General features: G+C 33.9%; 24 protein-coding genes. 11 read left to right on the top strand and 13 right to left on the bottom strand.

Translation table 11 applies throughout. The features are described from left to right. The coding region (locus Q0800_RS04270) for a class I tRNA ligase family protein (RefSeq protein ID WP_299127906.1) at positions 1-2,711 on the bottom strand (2,711 nt) is incomplete at its 3' end. A gap of 178 nt (positions 2,712-2,889) precedes the next feature. Between Q0800_RS04270 and Q0800_RS04265 the strand changes: the two genes are divergently transcribed. From Q0800_RS04265 to Q0800_RS04240, 6 genes are all read left to right on the top strand, one after another. Continuing rightward, on the top strand, positions 2,890-3,768 hold the full coding sequence (locus Q0800_RS04265) for a permease-like cell division protein FtsX (protein ID WP_299127905.1): 879 nt from the start codon (positions 2,890-2,892) through the stop codon (positions 3,766-3,768). Between the two features lie 111 nt (positions 3,769-3,879). Then, complete coding sequence (locus Q0800_RS04260) at positions 3,880-4,239, top strand: hypothetical protein (RefSeq protein WP_299127904.1); 360 nt, start codon at positions 3,880-3,882, stop codon at positions 4,237-4,239. A gap of 5 nt (positions 4,240-4,244) precedes the next feature. After that, the gene (locus Q0800_RS04255) at positions 4,245-4,514 is read left to right on the top strand and encodes a DUF3098 domain-containing protein (RefSeq protein WP_299127902.1); all 270 of its coding nucleotides are present in this window, start codon (positions 4,245-4,247) and stop codon (positions 4,512-4,514) included. 48 nt (positions 4,515-4,562) lie between these two features. Next, positions 4,563-5,354 (top strand): undecaprenyl-diphosphate phosphatase, encoded by a 792-nt coding sequence (locus Q0800_RS04250; protein WP_299127900.1) that lies wholly within the window; start codon positions 4,563-4,565, stop codon positions 5,352-5,354. Further along, positions 5,354-6,079 (top strand): tRNA pseudouridine(55) synthase TruB, encoded by a 726-nt coding sequence (truB, locus tag Q0800_RS04245; protein ID WP_299127898.1) that lies wholly within the window; start codon positions 5,354-5,356, stop codon positions 6,077-6,079. The genes Q0800_RS04250 and truB overlap by 1 nt, the downstream gene beginning before the upstream one ends. A gap of 87 nt (positions 6,080-6,166) precedes the next feature. Beyond that, the gene (locus Q0800_RS04240; RefSeq protein WP_299127896.1) at positions 6,167-6,904 is read left to right on the top strand and encodes a TonB family protein; all 738 of its coding nucleotides are present in this window, start codon (positions 6,167-6,169) and stop codon (positions 6,902-6,904) included. On the opposite strand, the gene Q0800_RS04235 is transcribed toward Q0800_RS04240, so the two are convergent. Then, positions 6,901-7,497 (bottom strand): thioredoxin family protein, encoded by a 597-nt coding sequence (locus Q0800_RS04235; RefSeq protein ID WP_299127895.1) that lies wholly within the window; start codon positions 7,495-7,497, stop codon positions 6,901-6,903. The genes Q0800_RS04240 and Q0800_RS04235 overlap by 4 nt on opposite strands. A 101-nt stretch (positions 7,498-7,598) precedes the next feature. Between Q0800_RS04235 and Q0800_RS04230 the strand changes: the two genes are divergently transcribed. Together Q0800_RS04230 and Q0800_RS04225 are read left to right on the top strand one after the other, a co-directional pair. Beyond that, positions 7,599-7,859, top strand: a complete 261-nt coding sequence (locus Q0800_RS04230; RefSeq protein WP_299127894.1) for a hypothetical protein — start codon at positions 7,599-7,601, stop codon at positions 7,857-7,859. Then, positions 7,849-8,421 carry a DNA-3-methyladenine glycosylase I gene (locus tag Q0800_RS04225; RefSeq protein ID WP_299127893.1) on the top strand — a complete coding sequence of 191 codons (573 nt, stop codon included), beginning with the start codon at positions 7,849-7,851 and terminating at the stop codon, positions 8,419-8,421. Before Q0800_RS04230 ends, Q0800_RS04225 begins: the two co-directional genes overlap by 11 nt. A gap of 40 nt (positions 8,422-8,461) precedes the next feature. On the opposite strand, the gene aat is transcribed toward Q0800_RS04225, so the two are convergent. The 3 genes from aat to Q0800_RS04210 form a co-directional block, all read right to left on the bottom strand. Further along, positions 8,462-9,085 (bottom strand): leucyl/phenylalanyl-tRNA--protein transferase, encoded by a 624-nt coding sequence (gene aat, locus Q0800_RS04220; RefSeq protein WP_299127892.1) that lies wholly within the window; start codon positions 9,083-9,085, stop codon positions 8,462-8,464. A 342-nt stretch (positions 9,086-9,427) separates the two neighbouring features. Next, positions 9,428-9,805, bottom strand: a complete 378-nt coding sequence (locus tag Q0800_RS04215) for a DUF3127 domain-containing protein (protein WP_299127891.1) — start codon at positions 9,803-9,805, stop codon at positions 9,428-9,430. A gap of 43 nt (positions 9,806-9,848) precedes the next feature. Continuing rightward, positions 9,849-10,718, bottom strand: coding sequence for a flavin reductase family protein (locus Q0800_RS04210; RefSeq protein ID WP_299127890.1), 870 nt, complete (start codon positions 10,716-10,718; stop codon positions 9,849-9,851). Between the two features lie 123 nt (positions 10,719-10,841). Between Q0800_RS04210 and Q0800_RS04205 the strand changes: the two genes are divergently transcribed. Both Q0800_RS04205 and Q0800_RS04200 read left to right on the top strand, forming a co-directional pair. Then, complete coding sequence (locus Q0800_RS04205; protein ID WP_299127888.1) at positions 10,842-11,996, top strand: HAMP domain-containing sensor histidine kinase; 1,155 nt, start codon at positions 10,842-10,844, stop codon at positions 11,994-11,996. A gap of 69 nt (positions 11,997-12,065) precedes the next feature. After that, positions 12,066-12,422, top strand: a complete 357-nt coding sequence (locus Q0800_RS04200) for a hypothetical protein (protein ID WP_299127887.1) — start codon at positions 12,066-12,068, stop codon at positions 12,420-12,422. On the opposite strand, the gene Q0800_RS04195 is transcribed toward Q0800_RS04200, so the two are convergent. Both Q0800_RS04195 and greA read right to left on the bottom strand, forming a co-directional pair. Continuing rightward, positions 12,419-12,811, bottom strand: coding sequence for an HIT family protein (locus tag Q0800_RS04195; protein ID WP_299127886.1), 393 nt, complete (start codon positions 12,809-12,811; stop codon positions 12,419-12,421). The two genes, Q0800_RS04200 and Q0800_RS04195, sit on opposite strands and share 4 nt — an antisense overlap. Before the next feature lie 80 nt (positions 12,812-12,891). After that, positions 12,892-13,365, bottom strand: coding sequence for a transcription elongation factor GreA (gene greA, locus Q0800_RS04190; protein WP_299127885.1), 474 nt, complete (start codon positions 13,363-13,365; stop codon positions 12,892-12,894). A gap of 162 nt (positions 13,366-13,527) precedes the next feature. Between greA and Q0800_RS04185 the strand changes: the two genes are divergently transcribed. Further along, positions 13,528-13,962, top strand: coding sequence for a hypothetical protein (locus Q0800_RS04185; RefSeq protein ID WP_299127884.1), 435 nt, complete (start codon positions 13,528-13,530; stop codon positions 13,960-13,962). 57 nt (positions 13,963-14,019) lie between these two features. Here Q0800_RS04185 and Q0800_RS04180 read toward each other — a convergent pair whose 3' ends face one another. The 6 genes from Q0800_RS04180 to Q0800_RS04155 all read right to left on the bottom strand — a co-directional run bounded on the left by Q0800_RS04180 (position 14,020) and on the right by Q0800_RS04155 (position 19,965). Next, positions 14,020-16,266 (bottom strand): TonB-dependent receptor, encoded by a 2,247-nt coding sequence (locus tag Q0800_RS04180; protein ID WP_299127882.1) that lies wholly within the window; start codon positions 16,264-16,266, stop codon positions 14,020-14,022. Between the two features lie 338 nt (positions 16,267-16,604). Continuing rightward, positions 16,605-17,009, bottom strand: coding sequence for an alternative ribosome rescue aminoacyl-tRNA hydrolase ArfB (gene arfB, locus Q0800_RS04175; RefSeq protein WP_299127879.1), 405 nt, complete (start codon positions 17,007-17,009; stop codon positions 16,605-16,607). A 2-nt stretch (positions 17,010-17,011) separates the two neighbouring features. Further along, positions 17,012-18,568, bottom strand: coding sequence for a DUF4301 family protein (locus tag Q0800_RS04170; RefSeq protein ID WP_299127877.1), 1,557 nt, complete (start codon positions 18,566-18,568; stop codon positions 17,012-17,014). After that, positions 18,565-19,128: an ATP-binding protein gene (locus tag Q0800_RS04165; RefSeq protein ID WP_299127876.1), complete on the bottom strand. Its 564-nt coding sequence runs from the start codon at positions 19,126-19,128 to the stop codon at positions 18,565-18,567. The genes Q0800_RS04170 and Q0800_RS04165 overlap by 4 nt, the downstream gene beginning before the upstream one ends. After that, the gene (gene pnuC / locus Q0800_RS04160) at positions 19,089-19,721 is read right to left on the bottom strand and encodes a nicotinamide riboside transporter PnuC (protein ID WP_299127874.1); all 633 of its coding nucleotides are present in this window, start codon (positions 19,719-19,721) and stop codon (positions 19,089-19,091) included. The genes Q0800_RS04165 and pnuC overlap by 40 nt, the downstream gene beginning before the upstream one ends. Continuing rightward, positions 19,705-19,965 carry a hypothetical protein gene (locus Q0800_RS04155; protein WP_299127872.1) on the bottom strand — a complete coding sequence of 87 codons (261 nt, stop codon included), beginning with the start codon at positions 19,963-19,965 and terminating at the stop codon, positions 19,705-19,707. The genes pnuC and Q0800_RS04155 overlap by 17 nt, the downstream gene beginning before the upstream one ends. Between the last annotated feature and the right edge of the window lie 8 nt (positions 19,966-19,973).

The following is a 19,973-nucleotide window of genomic DNA, read 5'->3' as shown; positions in this document are numbered from 1 at the left end:
TGAAGCGTCTTAAGTGCAGCCCCATCTAGCTTCCCCTGAGGGGAAGAACCCTCACTCGAAACGTAAAAACTACCGTTTTCTCCTTGGTGGAATAACTTCCATAATTTTTTAAGAAAGCCATGGACTCCTGTTATTCCAGCCGTATTCCACGGTTTGTATTGTTCAAGAGGTCCAAGGAACATTTCGTATAGCCTTAAACTGTCTGCTCCGTATTGCTCTACGATATCATCTGGATTGACGACGTTGTATTTGGATTTGGACATTTTTTCGACTTCTCTATGCACTTTATACGATGACTCATTTAGTAACTGAGCATTATAAAATTCTTGTCGCCATTGCTTAAAAGAATCAAAGTCTAATTCATCCGAATTATTTACTAAAGAAACATCAACATATCCTCGAAATGCAGAAAAATTAAAAACATTATTTGCTGGTTTACTTTTATCAATTTCTGAAATAATCTTAGAATTAGGATATTTTGATTTAACCCAAGCAATTATTTCAGAAATTTCGCCTTTATTGTTTATATTATCTTGTTTTTCTTTTGAAAAAAGAAGTAAAAAAGGTCTTGTAACATCTTCTGCTATCTCGAAATTATCTTCGTCTAAATCACTCACTGGGTTATAATTTGAAAAATTAACCCATGCGCCATATACAAAAGCACTCGTCCCCAATATCATCCCTTGGTTAATCAACTTTTCAAATGGCTCATCCACACCTACAAAACCACGATCATACAAAAACTTGACCCAAAAACGCGAGTATAATAAGTGACCTGTGGCATGCTCGCTGCCACCAATGTATAAATCGACATTTTCCCAATACTTGAGCGCATCTGCGCTTGCAAAGGTTTCATTGCGCATCACATCTTCCATATATCTAAAGAAGTACCAAGAACTGCCTGCCCAACCTGGCATGGTGTTTAATTCTAGAGGGTAAACTCCATTGTCGTGAGACCCTTCGACTGCGCTCAGGGTGACATTTTCGTCTTTTTTGTCATGCTGAACTTGTTTCAGCATCTCGTTTGAAACTACTTTATTGTTTTTTGTATCCCAAGCCCAATGTGTAGCTCTTCCTAAAGGTGGTTCGCCATCTTCCGTTGGTAGATATTTTTCAACTTCTGGTAAGGTTAATGGTAAATGCTCTGTACCAATCATCTGTGGCATGCCGTTGACATAATACACTGGGAACGGTTCTCCCCAATAACGCTGTCTTGAAAATACGGCATCTCGTAATCTATAATTGGTTTTGCCTTCGCCTTGGCCTATTTGTTCTAATTCGTATATCGCGCGTTTGGTTGCTTTTTTATAGTTCATGCCGTTAAGGAAATCGCTATTCGCGATGGTTACATTGTCTTTAGACGCATATGCTTCTTCAGAAATATCTACTCCTTCAAAAATATTAGGGATGTCAATTCCGAAATGTTTTGCAAAATCATAATCGCGTTGATCTCCACATGGTACAGCCATAACTGCTCCTGTGCCATAACTTGCTAGTACGTAGTCGCCAATCCAAATCGGAATTGGTTCCTTAGTAAAAGGATGCTCGGCATACGCTCCTGTAAATACACCAGATATGGTTTTTACATCCGCCATACGATCGCGTTCGCTACGTTTGGCTGTTTTTTCTACATAAGCATCAACCTCAGTTTGTTGTGCTTCGGTAGTAATTTGAGATACAAGTTCGTGTTCTGGTGCTAAAGTCATAAATGACACTCCGAAAATGGTATCTGGTCGCGTTGTAAATACATCAATAGTGTGAGACTTCTCGACTGTGCTCGAAGTGACAGAATTGCGTTTGTCATGCTGAGCTTGTCGAAGCATCTTATTAGGAATGACATTAAAGGTCACTGAAGCACCAACAGATTTACCAATCCAATTCTTTTGAATATCCTTAAGTGCATCTGTCCAGTCAATGGCATCTAATCCTTGCAGTAGTCGTTCAGCATAGGCTGAAATACGCATACTCCATTGTGTCATTTTTTTACGAATAACAGGATGACCTCCGCGCTCAGAAACTCCATTCACAATTTCGTCATTAGCTAAAACGGTTCCTAAGGCAGGACACCAGTTTACTTCTGTTTCTGCTAAGTAGGTTAATCTATATTTAAGTAAGATTTCTTGTTGTTGTTCCGTTGAAAAATTGCTCCAATCTTCCGCTGTAAAGGTTTCAATATCATCATCACAAGCTGCGTTTACAGCTGCATTTCCTTCAGATTTAAAACGGTCAACTAATGTATCAATATGTTCTGCTTTATTTAAATCGTTATTATACCAAGATTCGAACAATTGGATAAAAATCCATTGGGTCCACTTGTAATATTCTGGATTTGATGTGCGTACTTCTCTACTCCAATCAAACGAAAAACCAATCTGATCTAACTGACGACGATACGTTTTAATATTGGCTTCTGTGGTTACTGCAGGATGCTGACCTGTTTGTATGGCATATTGTTCAGCAGGTAAACCAAAGCTATCGTAACCTTGCGGATGCAATACATTAAAGCCCTTATGGCGTTTGTAACGCGCATAAATATCACTCGCTATATAACCCAAAGGATGACCAACGTGCAAGCCTGCACCACTTGGATAAGGAAACATATCCAAAACATAATATTTTGGTTTATTCGAATTATTTTCAGCCTTAAAAGTTTCACGCTCTGCCCAAATCTTTTGCCACTTCTTTTCTATGTTATTGAAATCGTATCTCATGATGAAGTTGAAATCGAAATCGAAATTGAAATCGAAACTATTTTCAAGTTCGGACTCAGGTTCGAATTCAAATTAAAGCTGCAAATTTAAAGGTATTGCAACACAATAAAAAACTAAACGTTGTATTGTTACAGTTAAGCATTTTCTTTTTTATTTTTACACTATTAATATTAGTTATATGGCATCATCTTTTGACAAATACCAAAAGCGAAAATTAATATCGTCTTACGTCTCTGTAGTCATTAGTATTGCTTTGGTTTTATTTCTTTTAGGGTGCTTAGGCCTTTTGGTAATTAATTCTAAAAAAGTAGCAGATCACTTTAAAGAGCAAGTGGTTATGACCATTTACCTTAACGATACAGCCAAAGAGGTTGAAGTTAATCAGCTAAAGAAAAGTTTAGCTATGGCAGACTATACCAAAGAAGCCCAGTACGTCTCTAAAGAAGAAGCCGCTGAACTTATGAAAGCCGAAACTGGTGAAGACTTTATGGATTTTGTAGGTTATAATCCGCTTAAGAATTCAATTGATGTTTACCTTAAAGCAGATTTTGTAACCACAGAACAGCTTACTGAAATTACTGAAAGCCTTTCTAGCAAAGCTTTTATTGAAGAAATTAGATACGACAATGACCTTGTTGAATTAATGAATGATAATGTAAAAAAGATAACGTTTTGGGTATTAATCATTAGCGCTCTCTTTACACTTATTGCTGTATTATTAATTAATAGCTCAATAAGATTGGCCGTCTATTCTAAGCGTTTTATTATTAAAACCATGCAGATGGTTGGAGCTACAAAAAGCTTTATTCGTAAACCATTCGTTTGGAAAAGTGTACAACTTGGTGTTATAGGTGCTATTATTGCCTTAGCAGGTATGGCTGTAGTTCTTTATTATTTAGACATCACATTCCCAGAGTTAGAGTTATTAAGAAACACTGTTATGATTGTTGGCTTATTTGTAGGTGTTTTTCTTTTAGGTGTTATTATTACTTGGATAAGTACTTTTATTGCAACGCAACGCTTCTTAAATTTGAAGACGGATCAGTTGTATTATTAGCTGTTGGCTGTTGGCTGTTGGCTGTTGGCTGTTGGCTGTTGGCTGTTGGCTGTTGGCTGTTGGCTAAAACAAATTTTTAAATAATACGTTAATCAAATCAAACCAAAAATCTTGAAAAAGAGTATCATTTATACCGTTCTTGGATTTGCTTTAGTTATCGGTTGTGTTTTAGCATTAAAGTCTTGCATTATTCAAAATGTACAGCCCGAAGATTGTACGATTATTGATGTAAGAATTACCAAAATTACTGAGGGTACAAGCTTTGATATTATTTTTCATGACGATGGAACGGACTTCTACTATATTAACAGAGGTTTGGAGCAAGGCTTAAATTTAGAAGCTCTTAAGAGAAAAGTTTTAAATAAAACCGTTACTTTGCACTTAGCCAATATTATGGGTGGTATTACATCAGAGCATATTTCGCAAATGGCTCTGGATGACGAAATTATTTTTACAGAATTCAAAAATTAGAAACGTTGGGAGAGAAAAAACGTAAGGAACAATCTAAGTCCGAATTTATATTCGGTAAGAAAAATTATAAGTTTATGCTTATTGGTTTAGCTTCAATTGTCATTGGTTTTATTTTAATGTCTGGTGGCGGCAGTGATGATCCTAATATTTGGAATCCTGATGTTTTTAGTTGGAGACGTATTAGATTAGCTCCAACTTTGGTTCTAATAGGATTTGGTTTTCAAGTATATGCTATTCTACTTAATCCATCAAAAGGAAAGAACCCTAAGGTTTAACATCAGCACATTAATTATTAAATTTTACATATAACTCTAGTATTTTTTATGGATATACTCGACGCGGTTATTTTAGGAATAATACAAGGTCTCACCGAGTTTTTACCTGTATCATCTAGTGGTCATTTAGAACTTGGAAAAGCCATACTTGGTGATAACTCGCTCCCAAAAGAGAGTTTGCTATTTACCGTAGTACTTCATTTTGCCACCGCTCTGAGTACTATCGTTATCTTTAGAAAAGATATATGGAGTATTTTAAAAGGTATTTTAAAATTTGAATGGAATGAAGATTTACAATTTCTAAGTAAAATTGTGCTTTCTATGTTACCTGCCGTTATTGTAGGGCTCTTTTTTGAAAAGCAATTAGAACAACTTTTTGGCGGAAACATAATGCTTGTAGGATGCATGCTTATCGTTACTGCGATTCTTCTTTTTTTAGCAGACAGAGCAAAAGACACTCAAAAAAATGTAAGCTTTAGCAATGCCTTTATTATTGGCATATCGCAAGCCATAGCAATGCTACCAGGCATATCACGTTCTGGTGCAACAATTTCTACCTCTGTACTTTTAGGTAATGATAAAACCAAGGCGGCTCGATTTTCTTTTTTAATGGTTGTACCACTAATTTTCGGAAAAATTGCAAAAGATGTTTTAAGTGGTGATATTGATTATGAAAGTTCAAATTTCACCATTTTAGGTGTTGGCTTTATAGCCGCATTTATTGCAGGTATATTTGCTTGTAAATGGATGATAGCCATTGTTAAACAAAGTAAACTCACCTATTTTGCGCTTTACTGCATCATTGTTGGAATTACAGCCATAATCTGGACACTTTTGTAATGCAGACTTTAGACGACTTTAAGAATGGACAAGTCCTGCTTATAGATAAACCTTTAACTTGGACATCTTTTCAAGCGGTAAATAAATTGCGATGGTCTATAAAACAAGCCTTTAATATTAAAAAAATAAAGGTGGGTCATGCTGGCACTTTAGACCCTTTAGCCACAGGCTTATTAGTTATTTGTACTGGTAAAATGACGAAGCAGATTAGCACTTTTCAAGGTCAGGAAAAGGAATATACAGGCACCTTTATTTTAGGCAGTACAACTCCATCTTATGATTTAGAAACTGAAATTGATGCCACATTTGCAACCGCTCATATTACCGAAGATCTCATTTATAAAACTACACATAAATTCATAGGTAAAATTGAACAATATCCACCAGTATTTTCCGCTATAAAAAAAGAGGGTAAACGCTTGTATGAATTTGCTAGAGCCGGAGAAGATGTTGAAATAAAATCTCGACTAGTAGAAATCACCGCATTTGAGATTACTAAAATCACCTCTTTAAAAACTGATAAAAACGACAACCTTAACAATAGTTTAGCCTTAAACTTTAGAGTTGTTTGTAGCAAAGGCACTTATATTAGATCTTTAGCTTACGACTTTGGCAAAGCCTTAAATTCTGGTGCACATTTAAGCGTATTGAGACGTACACGGATTGGTGATTTTAAAGTTGAAAATGCACTAACACCAGAACTATTTATTGCTAACCTCCCGTAGAATAACAGTTTAACAACAGTTTAATACAGTATTTTAATCTTTTTCATTATTATATACGTATATCTTTTACACTAAAACACCGTTTTTTTGAAATTTATTGAGCAACATAAAGCAGCTATTATTACATTTTTATTGGCTAGTACTTTAGTATTAGCGTTGTTTAGCATTCACTTAAAACAACAAGGAGATTTAATCACAGAAAGTTATTACGAATTAGAACCTGAGCCTGAAAAATCACCAGAGGAAACCCTGCAAGACACTGAAACGCTAACTGGCGCAACTTCTGATAAAGTATTTAATGAAGACCAAGATTACAAAGACATGTTGCGCAATTTTAAAACCATAAGTGCTAATGATTTTGAACGTACCACAAAAAGCATTGAAGCGTCTAAAACTAGCGATCTATCAGAAGACTATAGTATAAACAAATCCTACACTAACACTAACGCCTATGCTCTAAACGCCAATGAATCTGAATCGTATAAAAAGCTAAAAGAACAACTAAATAAGCGTTTAGAGAATAAAAAAATTGCTGACCAGCACGCAAAAACCAAAAGCACATTAACGTATTCTCTAAAAGGTAGAATTATGGAAGCCTATGACATCCCTAGATATTTGTGCGAAAATGGCGGAAAAATAGTGGTAAGCATAACTGTAAATAGTAAAGGAAAAGTTACTGATGCCTCTATTAATAATTCTTCGAATTCTAAAAATGTATGTTTAATAAATCGTGCATTAGAGTACGCTAAAGCCGTACAATTTAACCCGTCTTCTAAAACCTCTCAAATAGGAACTATTACCTTTATATTTAGAGGCAAACGTTAAGCTAGTAGCTCCAATAAATCCGCAATAGAAGATTGCCCTTTATCTTTATTATACCAACGTTGTAAGTCTTCTTTAAACTCTGGTGTTAGTTGACCATGCTTGGCTTTATAATCATTTACCATTTGAGTAGCAACACTAGGTCTTGGACCAAATGTATGCATTACCGCTTTAGTGTCATTATCAATAGCAATTAGTTTTGGTATAGCCTTACCTCCATTAGTTAAAAACTGATTTATTAAGTCTTCATTTTCATCCCTTAAAACAACTTTATATTCTATATTAGGGTTAAGCGATGCCACTTTATTAATTACTGGCATTATATGAGCTGCATCACCACACCAGCTTTCGGTTAATACTAACCACGTATGGTTACCTTTAAAATTTTCAATTTTCACCTTTGCCTCATCAGACACTTTAACCGTTTTATCCCAACGCTTCATGCGTCTATCATTTAGCACAGTATAGTTAACTAATGCTTCCGTTTTTTCATTACCTGTCGTAGATTGTTGGTCTACTAGCTGAGATACTGCATCTCTATAGTCTTTATATGATGTTGCCTTTTTAAGGCTTTCGGAAATAATAGTATTTATCATTGTTGGTTATATTTTGTCTGTTTTACAAACTTAAAATTTAGTCGTCATAATTTATATGACAATTGTTAACTTAGTAGTGTAATTTTTAAAAACTTACAGCAATGACGACTAAAAAATGGATTTCTATACTTTCTTATTTAAAAACAATCGCAATATTATTATGGGCTTTTACCTTTTTAAGCCATCAATTTAATTGGTTTGAAAACGTAAATTTAATTGCAACAGATTCACTAAAAGACTTCAGAAATCTAGCTGTTGTTTTATACATGATAGTCTATCTCATTGAACTTAGATTAACCGTAAAAGAAAAAACTATTGAAATAGCAAAGCTTAAAACAAAGTTATCACACTATGAAAACTAACTTTAAACCTAGATGCGGTTGGTGTGTTGGTGATCCGCTGTACGAAGCCTATCATGATGAGGAATGGGGAGTTCCCGTTTATGATGACGCCACACTTTTTGAGTTTTTAATGCTAGAGACGTTTCAGGCTGGTTTAAGTTGGATAACTGTTCTGCGAAAGCGCGAAAACTTTAGAATAGCGTTTGATAATTTTAACTACCAAAAAATAGCAACATACAACGAATCTAAAATTAATGCACTTCTTAACAACGCAGGTATTATACGAAACAAATTAAAGATAAACGCTACTGTAACCAATGCGCAGGCTTTTATAAAGATACAAGAAGAGTTTGGATCATTTTCAAAATATATTTGGAGATTTGTAGATGATAAACCTATTATCAACACGTTTAAAAATTATAAAGATGCGCCTGCCAACACAAAACTAAGCGACCTTATTAGTAAAGATTTAAAAGCTCGTGGCTTTAAGTTTGTAGGAACAACGGTGATTTATGCTCATATGCAAGCAACAGGTATGGTTAATGACCACGAAACATCTTGTTTTAGATATAATGAGGTTTAAAACTGAAGTGCAACGTCTACATCACAAAAAAATAGAATCTCTATAAATATTTTAAAAACGCTTTACGCGATATATATGTTGCACCCAAACTCTCTAAATAATTAGTGTGTAACTGACAGTCTATTAATTTATAATCTGAGTTTTGAATAAAGGTTATAAAGCCAACTTTACTTGCATTACTCACTTTTGAAAACATACTTTCTCCACAAAATAATTTTTTACCCAAATCTATTCCATAGAGCCCACCTACAAGTTCTTTATCTTGCCAAACCTCTACAGAAATAGCATAACCATACTCGTGTAATTTTACATAAGACTCTACCATATCATTAGTTATCCAAGTCCCTAGTTGTCCGTCTCGTTTTATTTTTGCACACTGTTCTATTACAGCCCTAAAATTCTTATTTGTGGTGACTTTAAATTTTTGACTATTTAAAACTTGTTTAGTACTTTTAGACACTTTTAAATCCTTAGGAAATAGTACAAACCTAGGGTCTGGAGACCACCATAGTATTGGTTCTTCGTCCTCAAACCACGGAAAAATTCCATTAGCATAGGCATGCAACAAACGCTCAACAGATAGATCTCCACCTATAGCCAAAAGACCGTCTGCCGTAGCTAGGGATACCTCTGGGAATTCTATTTTTTGGTTTAAAAAGTGCACAGAAGGATCTTTTTCTTAGGTTTATTTACGTTTTAACAGTTAAAAACAGTGTTTAGTTTTGATAATAGAGTAATATTAACGATCTTCGTTACTGACCTTTAAGTATAACTTTGTTCATCATTGCTTTTTTTAAGTTTGTTTTTAAAGGTCTAAACCTAAAACCACAATACTAAGTCTCGGCTAACCACCGAGACTTTTTTTTAAACAAAAAAGACTATCTAAAAAGTCATTATTTTTTTATCTATCCTAAAACACTAAAAAAACCTAAGTTCTTAAAGTTATAAAGAATCATAGGTTTTTATATTTTTTAGACAGCTTCATTTTTTCGTTTTACCGCTTTAATTAAAACGGTAAATCGTCATGATCTTCTTCTTTTAAATCTGTAACAGGCTCAAAAGCTTCTGTAGGTGGTACAGGTGGCATATCTCCTGTAGGTGCTTCTTGTTGTAAGGCTTCAATTCTCCAACCCTGAATAGAATTAAAATATTTTGTTTCACCTTGTGGATTTACCCACTCTCTACCTCTTAAGTTAATACTAACTTTTACCTGTTGTCCTACTTGGTAGTTGTTTAATAAATCGGTTTTATCTTGAATAAACTCTACCATAAGATGTTGCGGATATTGCTCCTCAGTTGTAACCACTACCTCGCGCTTTCTAAATCCGTTACTTCCAAAGGTCTGTGTCTCACCAATCATCTTTATACGTCCTTGTACTTCCATTTTTTTTGCTTAATCTATAATTTAATATTCAATTGTTTTAGGTTTACGAAAGTAATAACTTCCATGCACTTTCTACATCTCCGTAGCTCAAATAATTTTGAGCTAATTTATGTTTTTGCCTATGCGATGCTGTTTTAATTTCGGGATAACGTTTACTAATATCCTTAACAAACGTATTCACTTCTTGTTTATTTGGCAATGCATCTACATTAGCAAGCATACCTAAGTTATTACCAGTTAAAATCATACTGTTTTTTACATGCTCCGGCAATGCATCTACACCAATTCCCATAGTGCGCAGTGGTTTCGGAATTTCAAAAAATCCACGTTTTGCTCTACTGTAGTAGCTTCCACCAGCTCTTCCTACCAAATCCAAAGCCTCTTGGTTTATAGTGTTATCTGCGTTAAGAATCTCTTCTGCTATGTGTAGCTTTACAACCTCACATATTACTAAATTTCCTGCTCCTCCTTCTGTACCTAACTTTATAATATCATTAACCGTACACTCAAACTGTACAGGGGATTCTGCCACCCTAAATGGCTTTACCATATCTGATGGCAGCATTGTCAATCCTGCTTTTTCAAACTCATTAACACCCTCTGGATATTCAGTACTACTTAAAGACATTTGGTGAACAATCTCATAATTAACCACATTTATAACCACCTCATTAACAGCCTCTACGTTTTCTAAGGTATGCTTTGTAGTATTATCTCTAACACGTCTTGCTGGCGAAAATATTAATACTGGCGGATTGGCACTAAAGACATTAAAGAAACTAAATGGTGACAAATTTGGATTACCCTCAGTATCAATTGTACTTGCAAAAGCAATAGGCCTTGGCGCAACCGCACTAAGTAAATAACCATGCAATATACCTGTAGAAAGGTCTTTAGGATCTAATGAAACCATGTAGTCAACTGATTTTCAACAAAGATACTTATATTGATTTGCTAATGAAAGTAAATTACGTATGCCAATACACAATATTATTAACAGTTTTCGATTATATTTAAGAAGAAATTGCACTAACTAATGAACCTAACTTTAAATCGGAATATCTTCCGTTGGATTATAATATTATCTTCATTTATTATTATTTCATTAATACTTTGGAACACCTATGTTTTTTTTCAGAATTTTAAGGCAGAAGAACGTAATAAAATGAAAAATTGGTCATCTGCCCAAAAAGAAGCAAGAACCACGGATAACCTATCGGAAAACATTAGTGATTTGCCCTTACAAATACTCTCTAGTAATAAAACTACACCAATGATTACAGTTAGTAAAGAAGGAGATATAGATCATAAAAATATCGATGAAGAAAAAGCTAAGGACCCAGATTATATCAATACACTTATTAATAAATTTAAAACCGAAAATAAGCCCATTGAAGTTAGATTTGATGGTGAGGTCTTAACCACACTTTATTATGGCAATTCGCCTTTAATTAATAAACTAAAATACTATCCTCTAGCTCTTATATTAATAATTGTTTTATTTGGTTCTGTTGTTTATTTTTTCTACAAAAGTTCAAAAAACGCGGAGCAAAACAAATTATGGACAGGTATGGCAAAGGAAACAGCCCACCAAATTGGCACACCATTATCCTCATTAGTTGGTTGGACAGAAATACTAAAGACAGAAAAGGTTAATCCTGAGTATATCTTTGAAATTGAAAAAGATATTGATCGTCTCCAGACAATTACAGAACGGTTTAGCAAGATCGGTTCTGCACCAACCTTAAAAACCTTAGACATTGTAGATGTTACTAAATCGTCATTCGATTATTTAAAATCTAGATCCTCTAAACTTATAGATTTTAAAATAGAGCTTCCTAATACCAAAATCGTGGTGAACTTAAACGAACAACTTTTTAGTTGGACTATTGAAAATCTGGTAAAGAATGCCATTGATGCGATGAAAGGTAAAGGACACTTAACGCTCAAACTTTCGCAGACAGATAAACAAGTGTTTATTAATATTTCTGATACCGGAAAAGGGCTAGCAAAAAATGAATTTAATAAAATTTTCGAACCTGGATATACCACTAAAAAGCGTGGTTGGGGACTTGGCTTATCACTAGCTAAGCGTATTATCGAAGATTACCATAAAGGGAAAATCAAGGTCCTTAACTCCGAGATTGATAAGGGAACAACAATTCAGATTAGTTTAAAAATATTGTCTTAGTTATTAACTTTTAAAAAACACCCTTGAGTGGACTTTAGGGATGTAAATTTTTATTTTTTAATTTTGATTATGGGTTCAACAAAATTTTTTACACTCAAGGAGGCAAGATTAAGTAATAACTGTCCAGAATGTTATTCTACCGATGGTTTAGAAATTACATTTAAACAAAAATTTACTGAGAACGCATTCTATAAAGCTATTACAAACGATACCGCTTATGACATCTATTGTTATAACTGTGATACGTCTATTTTCCCTATACAATGGACTGACGATATAGAACGTGTTGTAGACTATCAGCAACGTAGCATTAATCCGAAACCAAAATCAATAAAACTAAAAAAACTAGCATGGATTATTATTCTATTAGATCTTTTGCTTTTTATAATTGTAGTTTTAATAATTATGGGTATCATAAATATCTAGCTTAAGTTAGAAGCTATACTTTGCGCTATAGTTTCAAATTCCTTTGAAGTCAATTTTTCTTTATGAATAAAACGCGCATTTTCCATAGAATGTAAAGGAATTAAATGCACATGTACATGAGGTACCTCTAACCCTATAACAGAGAGACCAACACGTTGGCAAGGTACAGCTTGCTCTATAGCTATAGCTACTTTTCTAGAAAACTGCATTAAACCCATATAAGTGGCTTCATCTAAATCAAAAATCTTGTTGACTTCTTTTTTGGGAACGCAGAGCGTATGTCCTTTTGAGTTTGGATTAATATCTAAAAACGCATAAAAATCATCTGATTCTGCTACTTTGTAGGATGGTATTTCGCCATTAATGATCTTGGTAAATAGTGTAGCCATAAATTGAGGATTTGTTTATAAAGATAAAAAGATTCCTTTAGAAGAAATCTTTTTGTTATTAATTATATTTTATCCTTTAATTATCTCGAAATCTCTAAAATATCAAATTTCATAATACCACTAGGCACTTGTATTTCCGCAGTGTCACCTACAGATTTACCTAATAAACCTTTGCCAATTGGTGAGTTAACAGAAATTTTACCAGAAGCTAAATCAGCTTCACTTTCTGCAACTAAAGTATAGGTCATTTCCATACCGTTAGTTTGGTTTTTAATCTTAACGATAGAAAGTGCTAATACTTTAGAGGTATCTAATTGAGACTCGTCTATAACTCTTGCATTTGAAAGCGTTTCTTCCATTTTAGAAATCTTCATCTCTAACATTCCTTGCGCCTCCTTCGCAGCGTCATACTCTGCATTTTCACTTAAATCTCCTTTATCTCTTGCCTCTGCAATGGCTTGCGACGCCTTAGGACGCTCAACATCTTTAAGATGATTAAGTTCTTCTCTTAATTTTTTTAATCCTTCTGCCGTGTAATAAGATACTTTACTCATGACTCTTTCGTTTAATCTGTATAATCTGTGGTAATAATCAAAAAATATCCCGAAACGAGTTCGGGACTAAATAAAAAATCTCGCGTTAACGAGATCGTATCACAAATATATGAAATATTAAGCTATTGCTGAAATAATTGTAAATTGACCCCAAAAAACACGATGAAAAAGCTCTTATTAATTGTATCTATTTTATGCCTCTCCTGCAAAGCAGACGACGTCATTAATAGCAATTGTAACTTTCTATTTGACGCAGGTGTTAACCTTAATGTAAATACTAACTTGCCACAGTTTAATCAGCTACAATTTAATGGTAATGGCGTTTACGTATCAAATCAAGGAAACAGTGGTATTTGGTTGTGGCGATTATCGTCTTCTACGCTTTTGGCTTGGGATGCCTCAGATCCTAGCCAACCACCCTCAACATGCTCAACACTAACATTTTCTACTGGAGATGTTGTAGAATCTAACTGTGAGAATGCCAATCAGTACAGCCTTAGTACAGGTTTTGGTCTAGAGGGTAATATAAGTGAATGTACATTAAAACCCTACCGCGTAGATAATTTGGGTAATGGTCAGTTTTTTATTTCTAACTGAATAAAAAACCAGAGGCTTAATAATTAACCTCTGGCTTTAAAATTGTTTAACGTATTATTAGAATTTAAAGGTGGCACCTACTAAAAAGTTAGTAGTTGCTTGCGGATAAAAGCCAGCACCTTCTATAGTTGTTACAGTACCTGGGTTAGAGAAGTCATCGTCAAACGTAAAAAAGAAACCGTTTGAAATATATTCTTCTGCAAATATGTTATTAATTAAACCTGTTAATATGATAGATTTAAAAATACCTTTTGGTTTTATTTCGTATACCAAATTTATATCGTTAGTAAAATAACTATCTAATTTAGAGCCTTCTGCTTCTATATTACTCATAAATTGTTCTCCTACATATTTACTGAGTAAACTCACATTAAAATTTGGAGCTGCATTAAGCGTTATAGCATTGGCGGCCACTACGTTTGGTGAAAACGCAATATCTGTTTTGCCTAAATTTTGCAAAACACCATCGCGTTTAAAAAAGGTTTCTCTGTTTTTGTTAGAGCTAAGTGTAACGTTTGGCTGTAAGGTTACTTTGTTTAAAACAACTGTGGCTTCTACTTCTAAACCTAATCTATAACTCTCACCAGTGTTATCTCTAATCTGTGAACCAGAATTATCTAAAGCACCTGTTGCTACTAACTGCTCGTTATAAGCCATGTAATAAGCATTTGCATTAATACCAATATTTTTATTGCGGTAACGCCATCCCATCTCAAAGTCATTAAGGCTTTCTGGTTTTACATCTGCGTTATTCTCAAAATCACCTCTACTTGGTTCTCTGTTTGCTCTGGCATATGACAAATACAAATCGCTTTTTGAGTCTAAGTTGTAGTTAAATCCTAATTTTGGATTAAAGAAATTAAAGTTTTTATCAATTTCAAAAAGATCTAAATCAGAATTAATACCACTTGTTTGGTAACTAATAGCACGTATCTGTACATCGCCATAAAGACTTAATTTATCATTAGCACGATAGGTTATTTTAGAAAACGCATTAAAATCATTTTTCTGACCATTCCCATCGTAATAACGATCGCCAAAATTATTATCGCCTGCATACTGCTCCCAGATTAATTCACCAAAATGATCTCCTTTATAGCTACTATAAGAAACACCTGTAATAGAATTTATACGATCGTTTTTATAATTTACACTGGCATTAACTACATAAAAATCATTATCTAACCAACGTCTTCTTATGTAATCTTGAGAGTCTACAGTCTCACCATTAACCGTAATAGGCTCCTTACCTAAGAAGTCAAAACTTGCATCGTCGGCAAAAAACACATTGCTGTAGTAATAATTATCCACATATTCTTCAAAAAAACCACGCCCATATGTGTAGTTTAAACCTAAATTTGTAGACCAATTATTGTCCCATCTTTGGTTCCAATGCAGTTGGTAGTGGTCTTGCTTGTAATTATCCACTTGGTTTTCGTAAAAGCCTTCAAAATTACCTTCATCATCTAACTGAATACCACTAATATTGAATCTTCTGTTTTCATCTATGTTTGGATTTGCTCCAACAGCAGCCACATCAACTGGGTTAAATCCGTACCAAGATTGGTATGTAATTTCATGACCACCGAATACAACTGCTTTAATTAAAGTGCCTTCGTTTACATAACTACCTTGTAAAAAATAACTTTTTAAATCTGACGTAGCTCTGTCTATATAACCATCTGATTTTATTTGCGATAATCGTCCTGCAATTTCTACTTTATCGTTTAATAAACCTGTACTAAATTTTACGTTGTGACGTCTGGTATTAAAACTTCCAAAACTATGAGACGTTTCTGCATTGCTTTCTCTAGCAACTGCATCGGTAAGTATATTTACACTAGCGCCAAAAGCACCTGCTCCGTTTGTAGAAGAACCAACACCACGCTGTACTTGTAAATTTTCTACTGACGATGAAAAGTCTTGCAGATTTACCCAAAACGTTCCTAAACTTTCTGCATCGTTATATTGAATACCGTTAATAGTAACATTGGTAGAAGCACCACTTATACCTCTAATTCTAATCCCTGTATAACCAATACCAGCGCCAGCGTCGCTAGTGGTAACAACAGAGGGTAAGAAATTTAATAAAATAGGAATATCTTGCCCTAAATTACGTTTTGCCAACTCCTCTTTAGACACATTAGTGTGCGTTATTGGCGAATCGGCATCTACACGCACTGCTTTTACTAAAACCTCATCGAGCTTTTCAGTTTTTGTAGAATCTTTAACTTTTGAATTGTTTTGCGCTTGTGCAATGAGGGATAGTGCAAAAAGTACTAAAAAAAGAAATAAATTTTTCATATCGATTACGAATGTATAATCGAATAAAAAGAGGTAATTATTCTTAGTTAATAATTAGTTATTAAATTTCTAAAGTGAGCTTACCATCTCTTTTAGAGAATATAGCAATGACCTTAGAAATTCACATTCCTTCGCAGCATTACCTGCGCAGGTTCAATGGGTATGATCTCAGCCAAAAGATTTCAAATTTTAGATTTTGGATTTTAGGTTTTAGAACTGTTTAATTCAAAAATCATAAATCATCAATCTCAAATCGTCAATCAATTAAGCACCCCTTTTTGAGAACGGCGCAAATATACTAAGTAATAATAATTGAAACTTATTATTTTAAAATAATTTTAATCAATATTCGGTGGTTTTCTATTGGCTTTTTTTTCTGAGGTTCTGCGCTTAAGATTTAAGCGTTTTTTCTTTACAGATTTAGGAACGACAGTTGGTTTTCGTTTTTTGTTTTCTTTTAATCCTTCGGTAATTAAATCTAATAAACGTTTAGTAACACTAATTTTATTTCTATACTGACTGCGGCTATCACCAGCCGTTAAAATAAGAATCCCTTCCTTATTAATTCTGTTTTTAAAAAATACTTCTAATTTATTTTTCTCTAGCGCACTAAGGGCTAAGGACGCTGTTAAATTAAAGTACAAAACAACTTTTGTGGCGACTTTATTTACGTTTTGACCTCCACTACCTGAGCTTCTTACAGCCTTATAAACGAGCTCGGATTTAAGTAATTCTAAATCCAAAACTAACTGAGTTGATGTGGTGCTTTAAGAAGATCATTCACTGTTTTTACTGGATTAAAAGTAATGATAGGGATTTCTACAAAAATAGTATTCCAATAGGCCATACTGCCGTTCCAAAGGCCTGGTAGTTCTAAAGCCTTAAGGTCTTTACCCTTTTTAGTCTTCATAGTAATAAAGGCTGCATTATGATCTACAAATGCATTAAGGTCAAATTTTTCGCCTTTGTAATTTTTAACTCCACAAATTAAATCTACCGGATTAAAATGTGTAGCGTTTTTTAAAATGCTGTGCTGTTTTTTATCCTCTAAGTTGATTTGTGCTGATTCTACAATTTGAAGTGAATAGTCACCATACTGATCTCTCACCCAAAAAGGCCCACCACCTGGCTCACCTTCATTCTTAACCATTCCGCAAATACGAATAGGTCTATTAAGTTTTTGTTGTAAATATTCAACCTTATATTTATTGGTGTACTTATGGTATTCTTTAGAGATTTTAACACATAGGTCTTTAACTAAAAAGGTCTCAATCTCCTTAAAATTTTCTTCTGCTAATGCATCGGAATCTAAAAGCTCTAAAAATTTAAAAGCTTTGTTCTGCAGGTTTATAAGCATACCTGCTAAGACTTTTTTGTACTTAGCTACATCGTCTTTGTATTGTTTTACAACAACGTTATCTATGTTTTTTATAAATACAATATCTGCCTCTATTGCGTTTAAGTTTTTTAATAAGGCACCATGGCCAGACGGTCTAAAAAGTATAGTATCATCATCCTCTCTAAAGGGTTCGTTATCTAGGGTGACAGCTATAGTATCTGTAGATTGATGCTGATACGAAAATGAAATATCAAAAGACACTCCTGTATGTTGCTCTACATATTCCTCAATACGCTTAAATTCCGCGCTAAACTTATCTCGGTATTGCTCTGAAATTGTAAAATGAAGTTTGGCCTTATTTTTAGACGATGCATAAAGCGCTGCTTCGTAAAGGTGTTCTTCAAAAGCTGTAGAAATATGTTCTGTTTTGTATTTATGAAATGGCAATAATCCCTTTGGTTGGTTTCCAAAATTTAATTGATCGCTACCTAGCATTGTATTTACAAAATGCCAAACTTTTTCACTTGTAGATAATTTTTCAAAATCAATATTTTGCTGTACTAATTGCTCTAATACTTGGTTATAAAAAGGCATCTTTTCTAAACCAACCATAAACAAAGACATGTCTTTTAATTCATTAGTGTTAATGAAAGAATTTATAGAGTGTTCTGCTGGTTTATAGTCCTTTAAAAACTTAAATAAGAACTTAAACATTCTGGTAGCTGCCCCAGAGGCTGGCACAAACTTTACAAGGTCTAAATCATTTTTATGGGTATCAAATCTTTTAATTTCTTCATCAATAATCTTGTCTGTGAGTGCAATTATACCCTTATTAATAGTGGCAGCTTCTGCAATATTTGTAAAAGGAATACCATTTTTAAAAAGCGTAATCTGTGATTCTACATCTTCAACAGAAATAGCTTTTGTTTTCATTTGTTGTAGGTCGTTTTGGGTAAATGTCATGGTTGTAATAGGTTATTTATATGTTGGGTAGCGGTTTTAAATCTTTTAGTTTTATCACCTTTTAATACTACATAAGGTCTGTCATATTTTTTTAATGTTTGCTCAAAAGCATTAAACATAAGAAGCCTATCATTTGGCCTGTCTCTTAAGTCGTCTGCTTGCCAAGGCGTGTCAATATAGGTCAAAAAATAAAGGTCGTAATAATTTTTTAGAGCATGTGCTTCTAAAATCGGGTTACAGGTATTTGCATAATACATTTCGCTATACACCTTATACTCAAGCAAGTCGGTGTCACAAATTAACACCCTATTGGCTTTTTGAGCTAACAAATTCTCTAGCCTCATTTGCCCTTTTGCAATGGGAAGCAAATCTACTGGCTGACAGACGCTTTGCTCTAAATCCCATTTTTTTTGCAGATATTCTCTCCCATACTCAGGCACCCATTCTGTATTATAATGGTCTGCTAATTGGCGAGAGAGTGTTGTTTTACCAGTGGATTCTGGACCAAATAAAACAACTTTTATACAGTCTGATGGTTGTTGTCTAAGCGTTTCTTCCATGCTAAATAACCTTGAATTGCTAATATTGTGAATATAAGGTATTGTAATGAGAACATTCCCCAACCTCTATAGGCATAAAGTGGCACTGTAATGAGATCTGCAACGATCCAAAGTGTCCAGTTTTCTAATTTTTTATGTGCCATAAACCACATAGCCGTAAAAAATATACCTGAGGTAAAAATATCTATATAATTAGATGAATTTATTTCTGTTCCGTAGGCTTTATAAACGCAATAGGTAACAATTATAGTTAATAAAAACAATAGTAAACCTATTAGTTTTTCTTTAGTATTAGTCCGAGAAATAGGCACTACATACTTATTTTTTTTTTTACGAGACCAGTTCCACCAGCCATAAACGCTCATTATGGAATAATAAAAATTCATCATCATGTCTCCCATAAGTTCATCGTATAAAAAGAGATATACGGTTATAGTGGTGGCTACCAAACCAATTGGATATACCAATACATTTTCATTTTTTGCATACCAAACACTTAGTATGCCAAACACAAATGCAATGGCTTCTAATACTATTAAATAGGTTTCCCTTTCTTTATAGGTTTCAAAAAAGAAATCAAAAATTTGGCTCATAATCGCTTCGGTCTGTTTTAACAATTTTCATATTAAGCACGGCAATATCAACAGTTGAAAAGGATTGCTTAATCTCTTGTGTTAAAAATGGCATTAGTTTATCATAATCTCCATAAATCTGTGTACTCAGCGGATTTTCTAAGACTTTGAATTCTGATGCTCGTAGGCGCTTTATAAAGTCGATGATATGTCTTTCATAATCATCTTTTAAGGGTGTTAGTGTTAGTTCTATTGATACTTTCATAATTACTT

Source organism: uncultured Winogradskyella sp. (genome assembly GCF_937958655.1).
Taxonomy (GTDB): Bacteria; Bacteroidota; Bacteroidia; order Flavobacteriales; family Flavobacteriaceae; genus Winogradskyella.
The sequence above is the reverse complement of the archived record's forward strand: the minus strand, read 5'-3'. Positions and strand labels throughout refer to the sequence as shown.

What these genes read in the sequence shown, in the direction of transcription:
- Q0800_RS04265 (WP_299127905.1), top strand. Translation starts at nt 2,890, where the DNA reads ATGGCATCATCTTTTGACAAATACCAAAAGCGAAAATTAATATCGTCT.
- Q0800_RS04250 (WP_299127900.1), top strand. Translation starts at nt 4,563, where the DNA reads ATGGATATACTCGACGCGGTTATTTTAGGAATAATACAAGGTCTCACC.
- truB (WP_299127898.1), top strand. Translation starts at nt 5,354, where the DNA reads ATGCAGACTTTAGACGACTTTAAGAATGGACAAGTCCTGCTTATAGAT.
- Q0800_RS04235 (WP_299127895.1), bottom strand. Translation starts at nt 7,497, where the DNA reads ATGATAAATACTATTATTTCCGAAAGCCTTAAAAAGGCAACATCATAT.
- Q0800_RS04230 (WP_299127894.1), top strand. Translation starts at nt 7,599, where the DNA reads ATGACGACTAAAAAATGGATTTCTATACTTTCTTATTTAAAAACAATC.
- Q0800_RS04225 (WP_299127893.1), top strand. Translation starts at nt 7,849, where the DNA reads ATGAAAACTAACTTTAAACCTAGATGCGGTTGGTGTGTTGGTGATCCG.
- Q0800_RS04215 (WP_299127891.1), bottom strand. Translation starts at nt 9,805, where the DNA reads ATGGAAGTACAAGGACGTATAAAGATGATTGGTGAGACACAGACCTTT.
- Q0800_RS04210 (WP_299127890.1), bottom strand. Translation starts at nt 10,718, where the DNA reads ATGGTTTCATTAGATCCTAAAGACCTTTCTACAGGTATATTGCATGGT.
- Q0800_RS04205 (WP_299127888.1), top strand. Translation starts at nt 10,842, where the DNA reads ATGAACCTAACTTTAAATCGGAATATCTTCCGTTGGATTATAATATTA.
- Q0800_RS04200 (WP_299127887.1), top strand. Translation starts at nt 12,066, where the DNA reads ATGGGTTCAACAAAATTTTTTACACTCAAGGAGGCAAGATTAAGTAAT.
- Q0800_RS04195 (WP_299127886.1), bottom strand. Translation starts at nt 12,811, where the DNA reads ATGGCTACACTATTTACCAAGATCATTAATGGCGAAATACCATCCTAC.
- greA (WP_299127885.1), bottom strand. Translation starts at nt 13,365, where the DNA reads ATGAGTAAAGTATCTTATTACACGGCAGAAGGATTAAAAAAATTAAGA.
- Q0800_RS04185 (WP_299127884.1), top strand. Translation starts at nt 13,528, where the DNA reads ATGAAAAAGCTCTTATTAATTGTATCTATTTTATGCCTCTCCTGCAAA.
- Q0800_RS04180 (WP_299127882.1), bottom strand. Translation starts at nt 16,266, where the DNA reads ATGAAAAATTTATTTCTTTTTTTAGTACTTTTTGCACTATCCCTCATT.
- Q0800_RS04170 (WP_299127877.1), bottom strand. Translation starts at nt 18,568, where the DNA reads ATGACATTTACCCAAAACGACCTACAACAAATGAAAACAAAAGCTATT.
- Q0800_RS04165 (WP_299127876.1), bottom strand. Translation starts at nt 19,128, where the DNA reads ATGGAAGAAACGCTTAGACAACAACCATCAGACTGTATAAAAGTTGTT.
- pnuC (WP_299127874.1), bottom strand. Translation starts at nt 19,721, where the DNA reads ATGAGCCAAATTTTTGATTTCTTTTTTGAAACCTATAAAGAAAGGGAA.
- Q0800_RS04155 (WP_299127872.1), bottom strand. Translation starts at nt 19,965, where the DNA reads ATGAAAGTATCAATAGAACTAACACTAACACCCTTAAAAGATGATTAT.